The organism is Solirubrobacter ginsenosidimutans (assembly GCF_027587205.1).
In genome coordinates, this window is sequence record NZ_JAPDOD010000006.1 from 32,203 (window position 1) to 53,035 (window position 20,833).

Annotated in this window: 18 protein-coding genes and 1 tRNA gene; 10 read left to right on the forward strand and 9 right to left on the reverse strand. The window is 70.6% G+C overall.

Annotated elements, in window-relative coordinates:
- Nucleotides 1-30: 30 nt before the first annotated feature.
- From OM076_RS09745 to OM076_RS09755, 3 genes are all read right to left on the reverse strand, one after another.
- Complete coding sequence (locus tag OM076_RS09745; RefSeq protein WP_270039465.1) at nucleotides 31-429, reverse strand: response regulator transcription factor; 399 nt, start codon at nucleotides 427-429, stop codon at nucleotides 31-33.
- Nucleotides 426-3,596 carry a response regulator gene (locus tag OM076_RS09750; protein ID WP_270039466.1) on the reverse strand — a complete coding sequence of 1,057 codons (3,171 nt, stop codon included), beginning with the start codon at nucleotides 3,594-3,596 and terminating at the stop codon, nucleotides 426-428. The genes OM076_RS09745 and OM076_RS09750 overlap by 4 nt, the downstream gene beginning before the upstream one ends.
- 82 nt (nucleotides 3,597-3,678) lie before the next feature.
- Nucleotides 3,679-4,572, reverse strand: coding sequence for an oxidoreductase (locus OM076_RS09755; RefSeq protein WP_270039468.1), 894 nt, complete (start codon nucleotides 4,570-4,572; stop codon nucleotides 3,679-3,681).
- A 62-nt stretch (nucleotides 4,573-4,634) separates the two neighbouring features.
- Between OM076_RS09755 and OM076_RS09760 the strand changes: the two genes are divergently transcribed.
- The gene (locus OM076_RS09760; protein WP_270039470.1) at nucleotides 4,635-5,225 is read left to right on the forward strand and encodes a TetR/AcrR family transcriptional regulator; all 591 of its coding nucleotides are present in this window, start codon (nucleotides 4,635-4,637) and stop codon (nucleotides 5,223-5,225) included.
- 162 nt (nucleotides 5,226-5,387) lie between these two features.
- Entirely contained in the window at nucleotides 5,388-5,840 is a 453-nt protein-coding gene (locus OM076_RS09765; RefSeq protein WP_270039471.1) for a NucA/NucB deoxyribonuclease domain-containing protein, read from the forward strand.
- Here OM076_RS09765 and OM076_RS09770 read toward each other — a convergent pair.
- Both OM076_RS09770 and OM076_RS09775 read right to left on the reverse strand, forming a co-directional pair.
- The gene (locus OM076_RS09770) at nucleotides 5,837-6,751 is read right to left on the reverse strand and encodes an endonuclease/exonuclease/phosphatase family protein (protein WP_270039472.1); all 915 of its coding nucleotides are present in this window, start codon (nucleotides 6,749-6,751) and stop codon (nucleotides 5,837-5,839) included. The two genes, OM076_RS09765 and OM076_RS09770, sit on opposite strands and share 4 nt — an antisense overlap.
- Entirely contained in the window at nucleotides 6,748-7,314 is a 567-nt protein-coding gene (locus OM076_RS09775) for a TetR/AcrR family transcriptional regulator (RefSeq protein ID WP_270039473.1), read from the reverse strand. Before OM076_RS09775 ends, OM076_RS09770 begins: the two co-directional genes overlap by 4 nt.
- 69 nt (nucleotides 7,315-7,383) lie before the next feature.
- Here OM076_RS09775 and OM076_RS09780 point away from each other — a divergent pair, with 69 nt between their 5' ends.
- The 3 genes from OM076_RS09780 to OM076_RS09790 are packed head-to-tail and all read left to right on the forward strand — an operon-like array spanning nucleotide 7,384 to nucleotide 10,082.
- Nucleotides 7,384-8,439: a multicopper oxidase domain-containing protein gene (locus OM076_RS09780; protein WP_270039475.1), complete on the forward strand. Its 1,056-nt coding sequence runs from the start codon at nucleotides 7,384-7,386 to the stop codon at nucleotides 8,437-8,439.
- Between the two features lie 24 nt (nucleotides 8,440-8,463).
- On the forward strand, nucleotides 8,464-9,741 hold the full coding sequence (locus tag OM076_RS09785) for a right-handed parallel beta-helix repeat-containing protein (protein WP_270039477.1): 1,278 nt from the start codon (nucleotides 8,464-8,466) through the stop codon (nucleotides 9,739-9,741).
- Nucleotides 9,738-10,082, forward strand: coding sequence for a cupredoxin domain-containing protein (locus OM076_RS09790; RefSeq protein WP_270039479.1), 345 nt, complete (start codon nucleotides 9,738-9,740; stop codon nucleotides 10,080-10,082). The genes OM076_RS09785 and OM076_RS09790 overlap by 4 nt, the downstream gene beginning before the upstream one ends.
- Here OM076_RS09790 and OM076_RS09795 read toward each other — a convergent pair.
- On the reverse strand, nucleotides 10,066-10,911 hold the full coding sequence (locus OM076_RS09795; protein WP_270039481.1) for a sterol desaturase family protein: 846 nt from the start codon (nucleotides 10,909-10,911) through the stop codon (nucleotides 10,066-10,068). The two genes, OM076_RS09790 and OM076_RS09795, sit on opposite strands and share 17 nt — an antisense overlap.
- 6 nt (nucleotides 10,912-10,917) lie before the next feature.
- Complete coding sequence (locus OM076_RS09800) at nucleotides 10,918-11,577, reverse strand: winged helix-turn-helix domain-containing protein (protein WP_270039483.1); 660 nt, start codon at nucleotides 11,575-11,577, stop codon at nucleotides 10,918-10,920.
- Nucleotides 11,578-11,675: 98 nt separating this feature from the next.
- Between OM076_RS09800 and recD2 the strand changes: the two genes are divergently transcribed.
- The 4 genes from recD2 to OM076_RS09820 are packed head-to-tail and all read left to right on the forward strand — an operon-like array spanning nucleotide 11,676 to nucleotide 16,150.
- Nucleotides 11,676-13,841: an SF1B family DNA helicase RecD2 gene (recD2, locus tag OM076_RS09805; protein WP_270039484.1), complete on the forward strand. Its 2,166-nt coding sequence runs from the start codon at nucleotides 11,676-11,678 to the stop codon at nucleotides 13,839-13,841.
- On the forward strand, nucleotides 13,838-14,074 hold the full coding sequence (locus OM076_RS09810) for a MoaD/ThiS family protein (protein ID WP_270039486.1): 237 nt from the start codon (nucleotides 13,838-13,840) through the stop codon (nucleotides 14,072-14,074). Before recD2 ends, OM076_RS09810 begins: the two co-directional genes overlap by 4 nt.
- A gap of 5 nt (nucleotides 14,075-14,079) precedes the next feature.
- On the forward strand, nucleotides 14,080-15,381 hold the full coding sequence (locus tag OM076_RS09815; RefSeq protein WP_372518014.1) for an acetamidase/formamidase family protein: 1,302 nt from the start codon (nucleotides 14,080-14,082) through the stop codon (nucleotides 15,379-15,381).
- The gene (locus OM076_RS09820; RefSeq protein ID WP_270039489.1) at nucleotides 15,374-16,150 is read left to right on the forward strand and encodes a VOC family protein; all 777 of its coding nucleotides are present in this window, start codon (nucleotides 15,374-15,376) and stop codon (nucleotides 16,148-16,150) included. Before OM076_RS09815 ends, OM076_RS09820 begins: the two co-directional genes overlap by 8 nt.
- Before the next feature lie 106 nt (nucleotides 16,151-16,256).
- On the opposite strand, the gene OM076_RS09825 is transcribed toward OM076_RS09820, so the two are convergent.
- On the reverse strand, nucleotides 16,257-17,804 hold the full coding sequence (locus OM076_RS09825; RefSeq protein WP_270039490.1) for a TROVE domain-containing protein: 1,548 nt from the start codon (nucleotides 17,802-17,804) through the stop codon (nucleotides 16,257-16,259).
- A gap of 125 nt (nucleotides 17,805-17,929) precedes the next feature.
- Nucleotides 17,930-18,002: transfer RNA gene (locus OM076_RS09830), tRNA-Arg, on the reverse strand.
- 328 nt (nucleotides 18,003-18,330) lie between these two features.
- On the opposite strand from OM076_RS09830, the gene OM076_RS09835 reads away from it, so the two are divergent.
- Nucleotides 18,331-20,577, forward strand: coding sequence for an OmpL47-type beta-barrel domain-containing protein (locus tag OM076_RS09835; protein WP_270039491.1), 2,247 nt, complete (start codon nucleotides 18,331-18,333; stop codon nucleotides 20,575-20,577).
- The last annotated feature ends 256 nt before the right edge of the window (nucleotides 20,578-20,833 follow it).

Consider the following 20,833-nt stretch of genomic DNA (forward strand, 5'->3'; position numbering starts at 1 on the left):
CCCCACGCTACGCCTCCGAGCGCGATGAGGTCAACGCGCCTCGAGCTCGAGTACACGAGCGCGCAACGCGTGCAGGCGCTCGGCCACGGCGAGGCGCATCGCCAGCTGGTTGCGATCCAGCGGCTTCGTGAGAAAGTCGTCCGCTCCGGCGTCCATCGCGGCGCGCACATGGGCCTCGCCGGACAGTGCCGTGAGCATGATCACGTAACAGGACTCGCCGTGGACCTCGCGCACCTTGCGGCACAGATCCGGCCCCGCCAGCCCGGGCATCATCCAGTCGGTGATCAGGACGTCCGGGACGCCTTGGGCGAGTTGCGCCCAGGCCTGGTCACCGTCCTCGGTGACGTCGCACTCGTGACCCATGCGCTCGAGCACGGCCTCGAGCACGCGGCGGGAGACGGCGTCGTCCTCGGCGACCAGGATCCTCATGCAGGTGTTTTGCCCAGTGCGGCGTGAGTCAATTCCACGGCATCGGTCAGGCGTGTCAGCCAGAGAGCGGCCGCGTCGAGGTCTCCGGCGCCCGCGAGCCGCTCGATCTCGGAGGCGGCACCGGCGACCATGACCGCCCCGACATTCGCCGCGCTGCCCTTGAGCGTGTGCGCGTCGGTGCGCAGGCGCGCCAGGTCCGCCTCCGCCGCGGCGGCCTTCAGCGCCGCGACGCGCGGGCCGGTCTCGGACAGGAACAGCTCGCAGATCTCGTCGACGATCGCCTCGTCCCCGACGTCGCGGGCGAGCGATTTGAGGATCGAGCGGTCCATTACGGTCGGCTCGGTCGCGGCGATCCAGCGCTGCAGCACCGCGTCGAGATCGTCGGCGTGCAAGGGCTTTGAGACGTAGTCGTCCATCCCCGCGGCGATGCAGCGCTCGCGGTCGCCCTCCATCGCGTGGGCGGTCATGGCGATGATCGGCGTCCGCCCCGCCGCGCCCTCCAGGCGGCGGATCTCAGCGGTCGCGGCGTAGCCGTCGAGCACGGGCATCTGGCAGTCCATCAGCACCGCGGCGTACGTCTCGCGACGTACGGCGTCGACGGCCTCGGCCCCATGGGCGACCACCTCCACGCGGTAGCCGCGACGGCGCAGGATGTTGACGGCGACCGCTTGATTGGTCGCATTGTCCTCGGCGAGGAGGATCGATGCGCCGCGCCCGCGCGAGGCCGCCACGGTCTGGGGTTCCTGCCGCGGCGGCGCGCCGCCGCTCATCGCCGTGGCGATCGCGTCGTAGAGCCGTGAATCGCGGACCGGCTTGGCGAGCGTTGCGCTCACGCCCGCCCCGCCGCGGGTCCGGCCGGCGGACGAGAGCAGGATCACCCGCGGGCCCGCGCCCGCCAGCGCGCGCACGACGCCGGTGCCGTCCAGCCCGGGCATGTGCTGGTCGAGCAGGACGAGGTCGTACGGCCGGCCTTCGGCCTCGCGGAGGCGGATGCGCTCGAGCCCTTCCTCGCCGCCGGACGCGACCTCGCAGCTCATGCGCCACGACGCGAGCCGCCGCTCGAGGATCTCGCGATTGGTCGCGTTGTCGTCGACGACGAGCACGCACAGGCCTTCGAGGTCGCGCGGCGGGGCGGGCGGCTTGACCACCGCCGCGCGGACGTCGACGGTGAACCAGAACAGGCTCCCGCGCTCGAGCGCGCTCTCGGCGCCGATCTCGCCGCCCATCATCTCGACGAGCTGGCGGCTGATCGCCAGCCCGAGCCCGGTGCCGCCGTAGCGGCGCGTGGTGGAGCTGTCGGCCTGCGAGAACGCCTCGAACAGGCGGCTGAGCTGCTCCGGGTCGATGCCGATGCCGGTGTCGTGGATCTCGAAGCGCAACTTGGCGCGCTCCCAACGGACCGCAACGAGGATTTCACCCTCGTGCGTGAACTTCACGGCGTTGCCGATGAGGTTCGTGAGGATCTGGCGCAGCCGCCCGTCGTCGCCGTGGACCGTGGCGGGCACGTCGTCGGCGATGCGGGTGACGAGCTCGAGCCGGCGCTCGTGCGCGCGGCTCGCGAGCATCTCCATGACGTCCGCGACGGCATCGCGGAAGTCGAAGTCCGTCGGGTCGAGCTCGAGCCGTCCGGCCTCGATCTTCGAGAAGTCCAGGATGTCGTCGATGATCGACAGCAGCGCGTCGCCGGACGTGCGGACGGTCTCGGCGAAGCTGCGCTGCTCGGCGTCGAGGGCGGTGTCCAGCAGCAGATCCGTCATCCCGAGGACGCCGTTCATCGGCGTGCGGATCTCGTGGCTGACGTTCGCGACGAACTCGGACTTCAACCGCGCCGCCTCGAGCGCCTCGTCGCGCGCGATCACCAGCTCCTGCTCGGCGCGGCGGCGCTCGATGAACTGGCCGAGGAACCCGGCGATCGAGGTCATCGTGCTCTCGAAGTCGAGGTCGCGCTCGTGCTTGACGCTGTCGACGAACTCGAGCGCCCCGAGGCAGCGGCCGTCGCTGAGGATCGGGACCGCGAGCCCGACGCGAAGGGCGCGGCGGCGGATCACCGTCGAGTCGGCCGGCCGCTCGTCGCCGCCGAGGTCGCCGATCCAGACCGGTGCGCGCTCGGACCAGGCGGTTCCGACGAAGCCCTCGCCGCGCCCGAACGCCTTCCGGTCGCCGCCCGCCTCGCGGATCGCGTCCAGCAGGTCGGGGTCGGGCGACCACATCGAGGTCATCCGCAGGACGCTGCCGTCGAGCAGCCAGACCGCGCCGAAGCTCCAGCCCAGCGCCTCGCAGACCGCGTGGCTGAGCCGCTCGGCGGCGTCGGAGATGCTCGTCGCCTCGGCCAGGACGCGCCCGGCGGCGTGCTCGGCCTCGGTCCGGCGCTCCCGCCGCGCGCGCTCTGAGACGTCGCGGAAGATGATCGTCGCGCCGGCGATCCGCTCGCCTTCGCGCAACGGCGTGACGGTGTAGTCGACGAGCGCCTGGGTGCCGTCCGGGCGCCGGCTGGGGTGGGCGTGGCCCTCCCGGCGCTTGCCGTCGGCGAGCGTCTGGAAGGCGGGCGAGCCCGGCGGCGCGGCGGACTCGCCGGCCCGCTCCTCGCCCCCGGCGCGCTTCGCGGCGGCGTTGGCGAAGACGGTCTTGCCGTCACGGTCGACGGTGACGATGCCGTCGGCGACCGAGTCGAGGATCGCCTCGTTCTGGTGCGCGAGGTCGCGCAACTGGATCCGCGATCGCCGCAGCCCGAGGCCGGCGGCGATCGACAGCGCGAGCAGGAGCGCGCCGAGGCCGATCTCGAGCCGCAGGAGGAAGCGCTCGTCGTCGCGGCGCGCCTGCTCGATCTCCCGCAACGCGACGTCGCGGTCGGCGAACATCGCGATCAGCGCGGCGTCGTTGCGCGGCTCGCGCAGCACCACGTCGACGTCCGTGCAGAAGCGCCGCACGCTCGTTCGCAGGGCGCCTTCCCGGGCGTCGGCGAGGAAGCGCCGGCAGGCGGTCGTGGCGCGGTCCCCGGCGACGGCCGCGTCGCGTGGCCGGCCTTGGTTGGCCCGCAGCGTCGCGAGCGTGGCGTTCCCGCGCGCCGTGGAGAGCAGCTCGCGCCACGTGGAGGACTGGTTCAGGGTGCCGCGCGCGTTCTCGTGCTCGAACCCGAGGACAGCGGCGGCGACGAGGACCGCAAGCACCAGGAGGAGCGCAGCGCCGGATACATGTGCAGCCGACCGCCCGAGTCTCACTCGCTCACAGGTCCTCTGCGGTCACGGCGCCTTAAACTACTGGGACCGTTCCGCGGAAACTCACGCCTGTGAGGTTCTCCGAGAGGACCCACAGCTTGCGAGCGGTCTCCTCGTCGGTCGCGGCCGTGCTGCGCGAGACGAGCGTCGGGTGCCCGCGCATCTCGAAGCGCCCGTCCGGTCCGGCGTAGCTGTTGCCCGGGATGTCGGCGGTGGCGGCGAAGAGGGTCGGCTCGGCGCCCATGTCGCCGGTCTGCGCGAACAGGCGGTTGCCGATGCCCATCAGCGTGTCCTCGATCCGGTTGCCGGAGCGCGACTGGAGGTTGGTCGAGGCCCAGCCGGGGTGGGCGCCGACCGAGCGCACGCTCGAGCCGGCCTCGTCGAGGCGCCGCTGGAGCTCGGCCATGAACAGCAGGTTGGCCAACTTCGCCTGCCCGTAGGCGAGGTGGCGCTTGTAGCCCTGCTCCCAATTGAGGTCATCGAGGCGGATCTTGCCGTAGCGGTGCGAGCCGGAGGCGACGGTGACGACGCGGTCCTTGATGTGCGGCAGCAGCAGGTTGGTCAGCGCGAAATGCCCGAGGTGGTTGGTGCCGATCTGCATCTCGAACCCGTCCGCGGTGTGCTGCAGCGGCACGTTCATCACGCCGGCGTTGTTGATCAGGACGTCGACGTCTGTGTGGGTGGCTTCGGCGAAGGCCCGGACGGAGGCGAGATCGGCGAGGTCGAGCGGGCGGACCTCGGTCTCGCCGCCGATCGTCCGCGCCGCCTCCTCGCCCTTGGCGGTGTTGCGGACCGCGAGGACGACGTGCGCGCCCTTGGCCGCGAGCGCCTTCGCGGCGCCGAGCCCGATGCCGCTGTTGGCGCCGGTGATGACGAAGGTGCGGCCGGTCTGGTCGGGGATGTCTTGCGGGGTCCAGGAGGAGGTCATGCGATTCAAAGTAGACGATGACAACAATGATGTCAACGACAACATGTAAGATCGTCGGTGCCTTGACGACGTCCGCCCGCACCTACCACCACGGCAACCTGCGCCCGGCGCTGCTCGCGGCCGCCGAGAGCGCCCTGGCGGCGGGGGAGGATCTATCGATGCGCGAGCTGGCGCGCCAGGTGGGTGTGAGCCACGCGGCGCCGCGCCGGCACTTCCCGGACAAGCAGGCGCTGCTGGACGCCCTGGCGGAGGACGGGTTCGTCCGGCTCGGGGACGAGTTGCGCGACGCGATCGCCGAGGGGGACTTCTCGGCGCGGCTGCTGGGGTTCGCGCGGGCCTACGTCGCCTTCGCGGTCGAGCACGCGGCGCTTTTGGACCTCATGTGGGCGGGCAAGCACCGCCTCGAGGCGGTGCGCGTCGCCTCCGATCAGGCGTTTCGCGCGCCGCTGGCCCTGATCGCCGAGGGCCAGGCGGCGGGCGAGGTGGTCGCGGGCGACCTCGAGGAGGTCGGAACCGTCGCCGTCGCGACGCTGCACGGGCTGGCGGCGATGGTCAACAACGGCATGCTCGACGCCGCCGCCCTGGACGAGATCGTCCCCGCCACCGTGGAGCGCTTGCTGCTGGGCTTGCGCCCTAGGGCTCCTAAGCCTTGAGCCAGCGGCGCAGACGCTGCCAGGGCCCGATGAACACGGCCCGCAGCACAAGCGTGCCGTCGGCAGTGCGGGTCGGGATGTACTCGAGCTTGCTCATGAGTTGCAGATTGCCACCAAGTCCTGAAGGACACATCAACTTTGTCTGGTGAGATGCGGGCGCCGATGCTCCGGATCTTGCTCCTTTGCTGGTTGGCGGTCGTCGCCGCCGGGTGCTCCGACCTCACGGTCGTGGCGGAACCGCCGACGGTCACGCCGACACCGGCGGTCGCGGCGCGTTCGTGCGTCACCCCAGCGGGCGTCGTGAACATCTCCTTCTCCAAGACCAAGTACCCGAACATCCGCCGCCACTACTTGGCCGCGATCCGCGAGGGCTGGCCCAAGGTGCTGACCGTGCACCGGGCGGGCGCGGACACGCGCCGTGACCGGCTGCTGCGCGGTGTCGCCACCCGCCCGGGGATGGATCGCGACGAGTACCCGCCCGCGGTCGCCCGCGGCTCCTTCCGCGCCGACGTCGCGTACGTGCCGAGCTCGGAGAACCGCTCGCACGGCTCCACGATGGGGTTGAAGCTGCGCCGGTACTGCGACGGCACGCGCTTTCGCTACGTCTTCTACTAGTCCAGGTCGAAGCGGGCGAAGACGGGCGCGTGGTCGGAGCCGTCGGAGGCGGGTCGGGGGCCGGTGATCGACGGCAGGTCGGTCGTGCCGGTGTCGACCGCTTGGAGGGCTTGGGCCAGTGGATGGCTGACGAGGATGTGGTCGATGAGCTCGGGCCGGCCGCTGAAGATGCGGCTGAACGCGCGGCCCTCGGGGAGCATCGGCGCGAGGTTCCACAGCCGTTGCGGATCGCCCTTGTCGGGCTTGTCGAACCCGCCCGTCTTGAACTCCGAGCCCGGCGGGCCGAGCAGGATCTGGGTGGTCGCCGCCAGCGGCTCGTCGTTGAGGTCGCCGAGCACGACCACCGTGCGGCCCTCCTTGAGCAGCGTCGTCGCGTGGTCGCGCAGGGTGATCGCCTCGGCGGTGCGGAGGGCGAGCGCGTAGCCGGCGTAGCGGGCACGCTGGTCCTCGTCCTTGGGCTGGAAGCGCCCGGCGTAGGTCAAGAGCTTGGACTTAAGGTGGGTGGTGATCAGGTCGATGCCGGCGACCTGGACGCGGAGCGCGCCGCGGCCCATCTGCGTCGTGGTCGTGCCGTCGTCCTCGAGCCGCACGGGGTCCGTCTCGGCGGGGAACGCCCGGATCCGCTCGACGTCGGTGAACGGCTCGCGCGAGAGGAAGCCGACACGGATGCCGCGGTCGTCGGCGTCGGGGGAGAGCTCGGCGTGCCACTCACCCTCGAGCTTGGCGCGCAGGTCCTCGAACGCCTGCGCGTCGCCGACCTCCTGCGCGGCCAGCACGTCCGGCGCGATCTGCGTGATCATCGCCGCCAGCGAGGCGAGCTTCGTGTCGTAGGTCGCCTGGTCCGGCGGTCCTGCCTCGGTTCCGGGGAGAAACAGGTTCTCCAGGTTCCAGGTCGCGATCGTGAACGTCACCCGAGCAAGGCTTGCAGCTGCCGGCGCACCGCGTCCCGCAACCACGCGGGATCTTCACCGGAGAGCAGGACGGTCAGGCGCAGGCCGTCGAGCGTCGAGACGATCAACCGGATGTCGACCTCGGGGGTGTCCTGGAGGACGCGCTCGCCGAGCGCGCGCAGCCCTCGACCCCAGTTGTGGTGGGTCTCTTTCGCGCGCGGCGAGTCGGCCAGCTCGATCTGCAGGCGGTACAGCGCGACGACGACGTCACGCTCGGTTGTCACCTGCTCGATCAGCCAGTCGGCCAGTTCCTGCGCCCAGGCGTGCGGGTCGAAGGCGGCGTCTCCGAGCCGGTCGGCGATCTCCGCGATCCGGGCGACCTCATGGTCCGCGGTCCAGCGCAGCGCGGCCTCGAGGATGTCGGCCTTGGTGGCGAAATGCCAGGTGGTGGAGGAAAGCGACACACCGGCCTCGGCGGCCACGCGCCGGTGGGTGAGGGCGCCGACGCCCTCACGCGCGACGATCGCGACGGTGGCCGCGACGATCGACTCGCGGACCCGCTGAGAAGCCTCTGCGCGCGTCACTGCCGGAATCCTAACCAGTACGTTCGTACTTGCGAAGGCAGTACGCCCGTACTAGATTCTCCGGCGGTCATGGGGTCCGGGTCACTCAGCACTCGTCGCTCGTTCTTCGGTGCCGCGGGCGGTGCTGCCCTGCTGTGCACGATCGGCGGCGAGACGGTGACCATCGACGGTCCCCGCTCCTTACGGAAGGCCGACGCGGCCGCCGCGCGGGTTGGTCGCCCGCGCGGCGCCGCGCTATCTCAGGCGATCCTGCCGATCCAGCCGGCGCCCGGCGGCGTGCGCAAGGAGTACTGGATCCAGGCCGAGACGGCACGGCTGGCGATCACGCCGGGGCGCCGCGACGAGTGGCACGACAAGGCGGTCCCCGGCGGGCGCAACGAGTTCACCGCGTACGTCTACCGCGAGATGACGCCCGGCTTCGCGGAGTACCGGTTCGGCGCCGCGATGCCCGGGCCGATGCTCACCGCCGAGGTCGGCGACGTGCTCGTGGTGCACTTCCGCAACGGCGACACCAAGCTGCGCCAGGCGGTCACCATGCACCCGCACGGGGTCAAGTACAACCCGGAGTACGACGGCTCGTACATGGGCGAGTTCACGCGCGCGGGCGGGTTCATCGCTCCCGGCGAGTCGTTCACCTACCAGTGGGAGTGCACGCCGGACTCGGTGGGTGCGTGGCCGTACCACGACCACGGGCCCAACCACACGCTGAACACGTTCCGCGGGCTGTTCGGGTCGATCGTCGTGCGCCCGCGCGGCGCGAAGTGGCCGGACCGCGTGTACACGCTCTTCGCTCACACGCTCCCGCCGCCGGTGACGGGGTTGGAGCGGGCGTTTCAGTGCTTCAACGGGCGCGCGTACGCGGGCTCGACGCCGATGCTGGTGTCACGCGTGGGCGAGGACGTCGAGGTCCACGCGATCGGCATGGACTCCAACTTCCACACGTTCCACATCCACGGCCACCGCTGGCGCGATCCCGCGGGTGCCTTCATCGACAACCCGACGTTCGGCCCGAACGAGACCGTGACGGCCCGCTTCGTCGAGGACAACCCCGGTCGCTGGCTCTACCACTGCCACGTGTTCTCCCATCAGGACGCGGGGATGGCGGGCTGGTACGTGGTCGAGTAAGCAGTAGGAGAGAGGGAGAGGTCAATGCGCAAGACGTTGCTCGCCGTGCTGGTCGTGGGGCTCGCGGTGCCGGCCACCGCCGCCCGTGCCCAGACGTACCCGGAGCCCAAGCAGCCCGGGCCGGTCGAGTCGGCGCCCAAGGGGCCGCACAAGACGTACACCGTGTGCAAGTCGGGGTGCGACTTCATGGCGATCCAGAAGGCCGTGGACAAGGCGCGCGCGGGCGACACGGTGCGGGTGAAGAACGGCACGTACCGCGAGGCCGTGAAGGTCAACGGCTCCGGCAAGCGCTACCTCAAGCTCGTGGGCAACGTGAAGGACCCGTCGAAGGTGTTGCTGAAGGCGAAGGGCTCGATGCAGAACGGGATCTTCGTCAACGACGCCGACGAGGTCACCGTCGACGGCTTCATGGCCCGCGGCTACAAGTCCAACGGCTTCTTCTTCACCAACCTCAACGGCTACACGATGAACCACCTGATCGCGCGCCAGACCGGGGTCTACGGCCTCTACGCGTTCAACACCATCGGTGGGTCGATGCTCAACTCCGAGGCCTACTACGTCAACGACGGCGCGTTCTACATCGGGCAGACGCCGCCACAGGCCAAGCCGATCCGCTCGATCGTGCGCAACGTCTCCGGGTGGGGCTCACCGATCGGCTTCAGCGCCACCAACATGCGCTACGTGACGATCACCAAGAGCCGCTTCTACAACAACGCGCTCGGGATCGTCCCGAACGCGCTGGACAGCGAGAAGTACCCGCCGGCCGAGGACAACGTCATCACCGACAACGACATCTTCTGGAACAACTTCAATTTCCATCAGGGCAAGCCGCCGTTCGCGGTTCGCTCCGAGGGCACCGCGGCGCTCGCACCGGTCGGCACCGGCGTCCTGCTGCTCGGCGGGCGCGGCAACCGGATCGAGAACAACCGCATCTACGGCAACTTCATGACCGGCGTGGCGGCGGTCGAGGGCATCCTGCTGGCCAAGAACCCCGATGCGCGAGCGCTCGCCAACAACGTCGTCCAGAACAACCAGTTCGGCCTCAACGGGACCGACGTCAACGGCTACGACATCTCCTACGACGGCAACGGCACCAACAACTGCTTCTCGATGGCGGGCGTGACGTCGATGTTCCCCGCCGACGGTTCGACCTTCGCCGGCTGCGGCGGCGCGAACGCGTTCAGCAAGCCGACGCAGGACGCGATGACCGGCTGGATCGGCGAGAACGCCCTGAAGTTCTGGAACAAGCACCCGCACCCGGCCAAGCCGGGCTTTGAGCCGCTGGAGGTCTTCGGCTCGTGATCCGAGGGTTGGTCATCGGCGCCACGCTGCTGGTCATGGGCGTGGCGCCGGCGTACGGCGCGGCGTCCAAGACGATCAAGGTCGGCGACAACTTCTACCTGCCCAAAACCGTCACGGTGAACCGTGGGACCACGGTGACGTGGAAGTGGCCCGGCTACGACGAGGCGGGTGACGTGCATGACGTCAAGCTCAAGACCGGGCCCAAGGGCGTCAAGAAGTTCCAGTCCGAGGCGGCGTCGACGGACTACTCGTTCAAGCGCAAGCTCACCGTCGCGGGGACGTACAAGCTCATCTGCACGCTGCACGAGGAGATGACGATGACGATCAAGGTCCGGAAGTAGGCGGGGTCCAGCCCGGACCCTTCAGTAGCGTCGCGAACTTCGTCTTGATGCCGTGCGCGTCGCGTGTGTCGCGGGCGAGCGCGATGTACTCGTGGAACGCGACCTTGAACGGGTGGTGGGTGGTGAGCTGGGTCGTCAGGCCGTACTTGACCCGCTCCTGTTCGGGCTCGTAGGTCCCGAACAGCCGGTCCCAGATGATCAGGATCCCCGCGTAGTTCTTGTCCAGGTACTGGTGGTTCATCCCGTGGTGGACGCGGTGATGTGACGGGGTGTTGAGGACGGCTTCGAGCGGCTTTGGCAGCTTGGTGATCCGCTCCGTGTGGATCCAGAACTGGTAGATCAGCGACCACGCCTGCGCGAGCAGGATCATCCAGACCGGGAAGCCGAGCAGCGGTAGCGGCAGCCAGAACGGGAAATAGGTCATCGGCACCCACGTCTGCCGCAGCGCGGTGCTGAGATTGAAGTGCTGCGAAGAGTGATGGACCACGTGGCTCGCCCAGAACACGCGGCTCTCGTGGCTGACCCGGTGAAACCAGTAGTAGGCGAGGTCGTCGGCGAAGAAGAGCGCGATCCAGGTCAGCGGGTTGTGCGGATCGAGGCGGAGTGGGGTGAGCTCGTATAGGGCGGCGTAGATCGCGACCACGACGAGCTTCCACCCCACGTTGATGATCACGTTGCCGATGCCCATCGAGAGCGACGTCCCGGTGTCCTTGAGGTCGTAGCCGACGAGGTCGCTCTCGTCGTCGTCCTTGAGGTGCCGGAACGAGGCGTACTCGGCGATCAGCAGCAGGACGAAGAACGGGATCGCGTAGTAGAGGACCTCGGCCATGGTGCGTCAGATCGACCGTTCGAGGAGCTCGCGGGCGCGCGCGTGTGCTTGCTCGTCCTCACCGTCAGCGATCGCGCGGGCGAGCGCGCGGATCGCTTCTGCGTCCGTCAGCTCTCGCTTCACCGCGTCGGTGTCGATCGACGCGATCTTCTGCCGCGCGACCAGGGTGGTCAGCGCGAGCCGGTAGGCGATGTTGTCGGCGCCGTCGACGATCTCATCCCAGAGGATCTCGTAGTGCGCGTTGCGGGCGGCGAGGTCCTCGACGGCGGCGAGCTGCTCGGCGCGGGCGACGAGCTGCGCGCGCTGGGCGGCGTCGGCGCGCTGCGCGGCGCGGCGGGCGGCATCGGCGCCGATGCACGCCCGCATCTCCATCGCGGCTCTCGCCGCATTCAGCGACTCGGGCACTTCGCCCTCCAGCAGCAACTCGAGTCCGCCGTGGTGGCGCCAGTCGCGCACCCGCGTCGCGCCGCCCTGGCTGATGGCGACGAGCCCGGCCTGCTGGAGCCGCTTGAGCGCCTCCCGCACCACGTGCCGGCTTGTCTGCAGCTCCTCGCTGAGGTTGCGTTCCGAGGGCAGCGCGTCGCCGGGCGCGTACCGACCGCCGAGGATGTCCGCGCGCAGGCGAGCATGAACCTGGCTCGAGAACGTACTGGTTGAACCAGTCATCTTCGCTGGTTATACCAGTTGCGTCTTTGCAACGGAAGTGCACCGAAACACGCGTTCGGGGGTGGTACGCCCGGACCGCCTTGTACGGTCGGCGGGGAATGTTCGATGGCGAGCCCGGGGCGGCGTTCGAAGACGAGGTGGTGATCCGGCGGCTGCGCTTCACGGCCGAGGACACCGGCTTCGCGGTCGTGGACGCGGACCGCGGGGGCGACGACGTCGTGCTCGTCGGGACTTTGGCGCACCTCGAGGAGCGCGAGCGGGTGCGGATCGAGGGCATCTGGGCCGACGACAAGCGCTTCGGCATGCAGGTCAAAGTGCGCGTGGCGGAGTCGGTCCCGCCGTCGGGCGAGGAGGCGCTGCTCGCGTATCTGAAGCGGGTGAAGCACATCGGCCTCGGCCGTGCGGGTCGGTTGCTCGACCGCTACGGGGACGACGTGCTGTTCGCGATCGACCAGGACCCGGCGGCCGCGTTCCGGATCGCCGGGCTGAACCCCAAGCGGGTCAACGAGGCGATCCGCTCCTGGAACGCGCTGCGCTCGACCCGCGCCCTGCACCTGCTGCTCGCGCCCCACGGCCTGGCGTGGCTCGTCCCGCGAATCGCCGCCGAATACGGCGACCGCGCGCACGACGTCGTGCGCAGCCGCCCGTATGAGCTGACCAGCGTGTTCGGCGTCGGGTTCGCGATCGCCGACACGATCGCCCGCGCCGCGGGCGTCCCGCGCGACTCGATCGGCCGCACCCGCGCGGCGGTCATCCACGTCCTGACCGAGGCCGAGCGCGACGGCTCGACCTGCCTCCCGGTACCGGACCTGGCGACATCAGCCGCGAAGCTCCTCGGCGGCCCAGCGCCGGACGCCGCGCTGCTGCAGGACATGTTCGCCGCCGAACAGATCGTGCTGGTGCAGGACGCGACCGTGCTCTGGGCGTATCGCCCGCCGACCGCCAAGCTCGAGGCGGAGCTCGCCGACACGATCCGCCGTCTGCGCGAAGCCGAACCGGTCCTCGAACCGGCTCACCTCCCCGGCCCCGCCCCGGCAGTCCCGGCGACCGCCGGCGGCGTGTCGCCCGGCGCCACCGGCGAGCTCATCCCGGCCCCCGAGCAATGGGCCGCGGTCGAGGCGGCGTTCGCATCGCGGCTCTCGATCGTCACCGGCGGGCCCGGCACCGGCAAGACCGCGACGATCCGGCTCATCTGCGCGGCGGCCAAGGCGCAGCGGGCGTCGATCGCGCTCGTCGCCCCCACCGGCCGCGCGGCGCGCAGGATGGCCGAGTCGACCGGGATGGACGCGTCGACGATCCACTCCGCGCTCGGCTGGATTCCCGGCCAGGGGCCGACCAAGGACGAGATCGACGCCGACCTGCTCGTCGTCGACGAGACCTCGATGGCGAACCTCGAGCTGCTGGTCACGCTGCTCCGCGCCGTCGGCGACGAGATGCACGTGGTGCTCGTCGGCGACGCGGATCAGCTCGCGCCTGTGGGCGCGGGCAAGCCGTTCGCGGAGCTCGTCGCCACGAAGGTCGTCCCGGTCGCCGAGCTCACCCACATCTTCCGCCAGGCGGCCGGCAGCATGATCGTCCGCGGCGCGCACGCGGTTCGCAAGGGCGAGCCGCCGAGCTTCGTCGCGGGCGAGAACCTGCGGCGGGACCTCTTCCTGATCGAGCGCACCGATCCCCAGCAGGCGCTCGACGAGATCGAGTCGCTGGTCACGCAGCGCCTCCCCGCCCATTACGGCGTCGACCCGCTGACCGACATCCAGGTCTTCGCTCCGATCTACCGCGGCGCGCTCGGCATCGACGCGATCAACACGCGCCTGCGGCATGCGCTCAACTCGCGCGGGGAGCAGGTGCTCGGCGGTCGGCTGCGGATCGGCGACAAGCTGATGCTCTCCGGCCGCAACCTGCACGAGCTCGGGCTGATGAACGGCACGATGCTGCGGCTGCTCGAGCACCGCGACGAGAAGCTGATCGTCACCGCCGACGGGATGCTGGTCGAGCTGCCCGAGGAGGAGGCGCCGCGGTTGCAACTCGCGTACGCGTGCTCGATTCACAAGGGGCAGGGGATCGAGCTGCCGGTGGCGATCGTCGTCGCTCACCCGGCCGCGGGCCCGTACTTCCTGCGCCGCGAGATGCTCTACACGGCGATGACCCGCGCGAAAGTGGCGACCCTCGTGGTGGGCACGCGGCAGGTCGTCGCACGCGCGGCGGCGACGCCGGACACGTCGCGGCGCTTCTCGCGCCTGGGGGTTAGGCTTGCGGAAGGGTGACGATTCGTGTCCGCCTCGGCGCAGGGCTCTCGGCCGCGCCCTTCAAGACCGTCGAGGTCCCGGAGGGCGCCACCGTCGACGCCCTGTTCACCAGGCTCGCTGACGACGAGCCGGATCTCGCTTCGACCCTGCGCTCCGTGCTCCCGATCGTGGCCGGCGAGCACGTCACACGCGATCACGTTCTGGCCGACGGCCAGGAGGTCGCGCTGCTCATACCGATATCCGGAGGTTGACGCTGATGGCGATCGAGACGACATCCCGACGAACAGTGGTCGTGGACACCTTCACGGACGGCCTGCTCGGGCCAGATGTCGCGATGGCCGGTCCCGTCGCGGACGGCGGCCACATCGTGTGGAACTCCGCGCCCGGCTGCTGGGGCCCGATGATCACGCCCGCGATCCGCGGCGGGCACGAGGTCTGCACGCCGGTCTTCGTCGAAGGCGCCGAGGTCGGCGACGCGATCGCGATCCGCATCAAGGACATCGCGGTGACGAGCCTCGCCACGAGCTCCGGCAACGATCAGGCGATGGAGGGCCGCTTCAACGGCGACCCGTACTGCGCGCCGGTCTGCCCCGGCTGCGGGACCGAGTGGCCCGAGACGCGGCTGGAGGGCATCGGCGAGACCGCGGTGCGCTGCACCAACTGCGGCGCCGACGCCACGCCGTTCACCTTCACCAACGGCTACACGGTGGCGTTCGACGGCAAGCTCGGCGTGACCGTCGACCAGGCCCGCGCCGAGGAGCTCGCGCACGACGCCGCGCGTGCCGCGGCGCTGCCCGACAACTCGATCCAGAACCCGATCCTGACGTTCGCGCCGCACGACATCGTCGGCCTCGTCACCCGCATGCGCCCGTTCCTGGGCCAGCTCGGGACCTCGCCGTCGACCACGCTGCCGGACTCCCACAACGCGGGTGACTTCGGCGCCTTCCTGGTCGGCGCGCCGCACAGGTACGCGCTCGACGCCCAGCAACTCCAACAGCACAAGACCGACGGCCATCTCGACATCGACGCCGTCCGGGCCGGCGCGACGCTGGTCTGCCCGGTCAAGATCCCCGGCGGCGGCGTCTACCTGGGCGACATGCACGCGATGCAGGGCGACGGCGAGATCGCCGGCCACACCGCGGACGTCGCCGGCACCGTCACGCTCCAGGTGACGGTGATCAAGGGCCTGAGCATCGACGGCCCGGTGCTCTTCCCGCTCGCCGAGGACCTGCCGTTCCTGGCCAAGCCGCTGACGGCGTCGGAGAAGACCCGGGCCGAGGCGCTCGCCGCCCGCGAGGGCTTGGGCGCGATCGAGGAGTCGCTGCCGATCAGCGTCGTCGGCACCGGCCCTGACCTCAATTCGGCGACCGACAACGGCCTGCGCCGGGCCGCCGAGCTGCTCGATCTCACCGTCCCAGAGGTCATGAACCGCGCGACGATCGCGGGCGCGATCGAGATCGGTCGCGCCCCGGGCGTGGTCCAAGTGACGTTCCGTGCCCCCGCCGCCGCACTCGAGGCGGCAGGCCTGAAAACCTACGCAGAGGAGCTGTATGCCTGAACGTGACGGGTTCGCCCCGGGAACCCCGAGCTGGGTGGATCTCGCGACGCCCGACGTCGACGACGCCGCCCGCTTCTACGGCGAGCTCTTCGGCTGGGAGACCGAAGAGACCGGCACGGTCGAGGAGACCGGCGGCTACCGGTTCTTCCTGTCGGGCGGGAAGAAGGTCGCGGGCGTTTCCCCGCTCATGTCCGAGGGTCAGCCCGTCGTGTGGGCGACGTACTTCGACACCGACGACGTCGACGCGCTCGCCGAGCGCGTCAAGGAGTTCGGCGGCGAGTCCTTCTTCGACCCGATGGATGTGATGGACGCGGGCCGCATGGGCTTCTTCGGCCACCCGGCAGCGGGGGCGTTCGGCGGTTGGCAGGCCGGTCAGCACAAGGGCGCGGAGCTCGTCAACGAGCCGGTCAGCCTCGCGTGGAACACCCTGATCACGCCCCACCCGGAGGACGCGGCGGCGTTCTTCGGCCTGATCTTCGGCCTCGGCACCGAGACCCAGCGCTTCGGCGACTCCGACTACGTGCTCTTCACGCTCGGCGAGAACGCGATCGCCGGGCTGATGGGCCCGCCGCCCGGCATGCCGGAGGGCGCGCCGGCGTTCTGGGGTGTGTCGTTCGCCGTCGAGGACGCCGACGCCTCGGCCGCCCTTGCCGTCGAGCGCGGCGGCACGATGCTCATGGAGCCGATGGACATGCCCGGGATCGGGCGCATCGCCACGGTCACCGACCCGTGGGGCGCGTCTTTCAGCGTCGCGGCACTCGACGGTTAACGACGAGGGGCGCGGGCTCTCGCGAGCCCGCGCCCCCTCGTTTCACGCGCCCTCGACACGGGCCGAGTCGCCCGCGCCCATCGCGCGCTTCACGCCCGAAGGCGCGTCACAGCGCGCCCGCCGCGAAGCCGGTGACCACCGCCGGCGTCGCGGTGTCGAACCCGACGATGTCGAGCATCCCCGGGTCCTCGGGATCGGCGATCGAGAACGCATTCGCGACCATGCCGACCACGACGAGACGCGCCGCGATGCCAGTGCGCTCGCGGTAGGTCCGCAGCGCCTGGACCGGGTGGACGGAACCCGCCCACGTCTCGGAGTCCGTGTAGACCACGAACGTGTCGATCTCGCGCTCGTGCTCGAGCGCGTACAGCATCGGCTGCGCGCAGTCCGTCGCCCCGAACGGCAGGTTCGAGACCGCGCGGATGGCATCGTCGAGGCGCTGGCGCGGGCTGATCGCCAGTGGCGTCAGCCCGTCCGTGAACCCGACGATCTCGTGCTCGGGCTCAGTCGCCGCGGTCACGAGCGCCATCGCTGCCGACGCGTCGCGCGGCGTCAGCCCCGGCACGCCGGCGATGTCGCCCCACGTCATCGACCCGGACACGTCGAGGGCGAGCAGCATGCGCTTGCCCGCCGGCTCGACGTTCCCGAACGCCGTGTAGAACGCGCCGTCGAGCGCGTCGACGACCCGCGCCACCGGCGCCCAGGTGTGCTTCCCGCGCACGCCGTGGCCGCTCGCGTACGTGCGCAGCGCGGCGAGCACGGCGATCGGGTGGACGCGCGCCTTGCGCAGGCGCTCGCCGTCGCCGATCTGCGCGATCGCGTGCTTGGCCCCATCGGAACCGGGCACGATCACGCCGACGCGGGTCAGCGTGGCGAGGTTGCGGATGAGCGCCGTCATCGGCATCCGCTCCAGCAGCGCCGCCCACACCTCCTGGCTGTCGAGGAACTCCGGAAGCACGGCCTCGCGCGGCAGGTCGTAGGCGCGGATCAGCTTCGCCGTCTGGCGCGCGTCCTTCGCGCGCTGGGCGGCGGTGAAGCCCTCGACGATGCGCGGCAGTCCGTCCGTCTCACCGCCGCGGACGATCCACTCGAACAGCTGCGCGTGCTCAGGCGTCTGTGCGACCGGGTGCGACAGGCGCAGGAGGTCGCGGTGCGTCATGCCGTCGCGCCGGCGGTACTTGACCGCCTGGTGGGCGAGCTGGTCCGGTGTCTGATCGAGGTACCACGTCGCGATCCCGCGACGCAGCGAGCGACCCCAGCCGCGGAACCCCTCGACGTAGCGGGCGAACGCGAACAGGTGCGTGCCCGTGCGGCACACGTCGGGCAGTGCGGCGAGCGCGGCCTGGCGGGTCACGTCCTCGGTGGCGGAGGCCGCCAGCGCGAGCGCGAAGATCGCCGGGTCGTTCTTGGCGGCGCGACCCTCCTTGCTCACCGCGACGATCTCGCGCAGTGCGCGGGCGCCGTCGGCCTCGACGCAGCGCCAGACGGCGGTCGCGTTCTCGCGCGTGAGGGTCAGCTCGCCCGCGTAGAAGGAGCCGCCCTCCGAGCCGAGGATGAGGAAGCGGCGCAGCCGCGTCCAGTCGTCGACGGCGTACGCGGTGCCGCCTGCCGAGTTGCGCGCCGGGCGGCGCGCGAAGCGCATCAGGTAACTCATGGGTTCTCCTCCTTTCTTGGTGTTCGCAGGGGTTCGCCGCGGTCATGTGATGGAGACCGGGTTAGCGGCCCCCAGGGGCCACCCGTGTTAGAGCGGTAACCGGCTTCCTCCGGCCCGCGGCGAAGTACGCCCAGCTGGATTCGAACCAGCGACCTCTGCCGTCGCAGGGCAGCGCTCTCTCCACTGAGCTACAGGCGTGTGTTGTCTGCTGTCTTCAGTTGTCAAGGAACGAAAAAGGGCGACCCATACGGGTCGCCCTCGTGCGGAGCCGTCGAGTGTCCGAGCAGGGGCGCTCAGGCGGGGACGGGCCTCCGGACGAGGTCGGTGGATCGGTCGTGGCGCAGTCGTTCGCTCATGCGGTGGACCACAGTAGGGGCTCGTGGCAGACGTGGCAAGGGGGTCCCGGGTTCGAGTCTTTGACACTCGTCGGATGTGTTGATCCCGCTTTCCGCCCGCAGGCGCTCGTCACATCGCGAGACCGGTGAGAGAGTGGTGATTGCACGTCACTCACAGGGGAGGGGACCTCGTGAAGCGAACCGTCGCGACGCTCGCGCTCGGTGGTTTTGTCGTACTCGCAGGTGCTGCCGCAGCCGGGGCCTCCGAGCTTCCGGTCAATCTCGCGTCGCCCGGCCTGGTGCCGGTGACGGTCACGGATCCGTCCGCCTCGATCGGTGGCGTCAAGCCCGCCCGGTCCGGTCTCGTCGAAGGGCGCGTCGTCGCCCACTACGACAAGCAGGCGCTGATCCGTGCGGGCGCGCTGGGCCCGGCAACGACCCAGCTCGTCGCCTCCGACGGCTCGGTCGAGCCGGTCGCGCCGAACGTGACGCTCGAAGTGAAGGTCACGGGCAGCAAGAGCAAGGTGCGGTCGGTCGCGGGCGCGGGCGTGCTCGAGCCGCTCGTGCCGGATGTCGACCTGGACAAGCTCGCCGCCAAGGCGCGCGCCCGCACCGGACGGGTCATCCCGGACATGGCGGCATGGCAGACGCTGACGCTCCCGGCGGGCACCGACGCCGACGCGGCGATCAAGGACCTGCTCGCCTCCGGCCAGGTGTCCGACGCCTACGTCGCACCCGAGGCGGCCCCGCCGCCGCAGACGCAGCCGACGCCCGACTTCACCGCGATGCAGGGCTACCTGCGCCCGGCGCCGCAGGGCATCGACGCCGACTTCACTCGCAAGGACCCGCGCATCCGCGGCGCGGGCGTGACGATCGCCGACCTCGAGTACTACTGGACCGCCAACCACGAGGACCTCCAGCTCGACCCGATCGCGACCGACCTCGGCAAGACGACGTACCCGCAATACCCGAACTTCGCCGACGAGCACGGCACCGCGGTGTTCGGCGAGATGGTCGCCAAAGACAACGGCTACGGCGTGACCGGCGGCGTGCCGGACGCGACGATGCGCGGCATCTCACCCCAGCGCGCACGACCGACCGGCAGCCCGCAGTACAACACGGCCGCCGCACTCACCTACGTCGCCCAGTTCCTCTCGCCGGGCGACGTCGTTCTGATCGAGCAGCAGACCGTCGGGCCTGGCGGCGGCACCAAGTACGTGCCGATCGAGTGGACGCAGGCGAACTTCGACGCCATCAAGCTGCTCTCGGACATGAAGGTCATCGTCATGGAGACCGGCGGCAACGGCGGCGAGGACCTGGACTCCGCACCCATGCTCGGGCGCTTCGACCGCACCGTGCGTGACTCCGGCGCGATCATCGGCGGTGCCGGCAGCGCGACCACCCACGCCGCGCTGAACTTCTCCTCCTACGGCAAGCGCGTCGACCTGCAGGGCTGGGGCGAGTCGATCACCACGACCGGCAGCGGCGGCAACCTGTTCGGCGGTACCGCGCCGGAGATGCTCACCCGCCGCTACACCCGCTCCTTCAGCGGCACGTCGGGCGCGGGGCCGATCGTCACCAGCGCGATCGCCGCCGTCCAGTCCTATTTGAAGGCGACCGGGCAGACGCCGTACACCAGCGCGCAGATGATCGACCTGCTCCGCCGCACCGGCACGGCGCAGACCGGCACCCGGCAGGTCGGGCCGCTGCCGAACCTCGCCGCCGCCCTGAAGGACATCGAGGTCGACGGCCCGGTGACCAAGGCGTCGCTCTCCCCCGCGCCCGTCGAGGGCTGGTACCTGAACCCGACGATCACCCTGTCCGCCGACGACGGCTGGGGCGTGGGCGTGAAGGACGGCACCCTCGAATACCGACTCGACGGCGGCGACTGGAAGCCGTACACCGCGCCGTTCAGCGTTCTGACGCCGAACGCCCACACGCTCGAGACCCGCGCGACGGACCTCAAGGGCAACACCGCGACCCGCACGACGACGTTCAACGTCTACGACCTCGATACGCCTGTCGACGGCGCGGCCGGCGGCTCGGTGCCGGCGACTCTCGCCCTGACGCTGGGTGGCGCGGCGAGCTTCGGCGCGTTCGTGCCGGGCGTCGACCGCGTCTACTCGGCGTCGACGACGGCGAACGTCATCTCCTCGGCGGGCGACGCCCTGCTGACGGTGAGCGACCCGAGCGCCGTGTCGCCGGGCCGGCTCGTCAACGGCACGTTCGCTTTGAACGAGCCGGTGCAGGCGACGGCCAAGGCGGGCACGTACGCCGCGGTCACCGGCGCCGGCCTCTCACTGCTCACCTACGCCGGCCCGATCAGCAACGACTCGGTCGCGATCGGCTTCCGCCAGCACATCGGGGCGGGTGACGCGCTGCGCACGGGCGCGTACGGCAAGACCCTGACGTTCACGCTCTCCACGACGACCCCCTAGCCCTCGCAGGCGGCGGGTTCCGCGAGTGGTCGCTGAAGCACCTCACAGGTGCTTTGGCGACCACTCCGCGTGTGCGCTCGACGAATCGGCCCCCCAGATCGCGCCGCTCGCCCACCCGCGCCTCGCCGCGTGGTCACTAAACCGCGCTATGCAACGTTAAGTGACCACTCGCATTGCGCGGCGCTCCGCCAACTGTGCGCGACCGCTCCACCCGCGCCGCGCCGCCGACTTCGCCCCGGCGCTGCGCCGGCCGCTC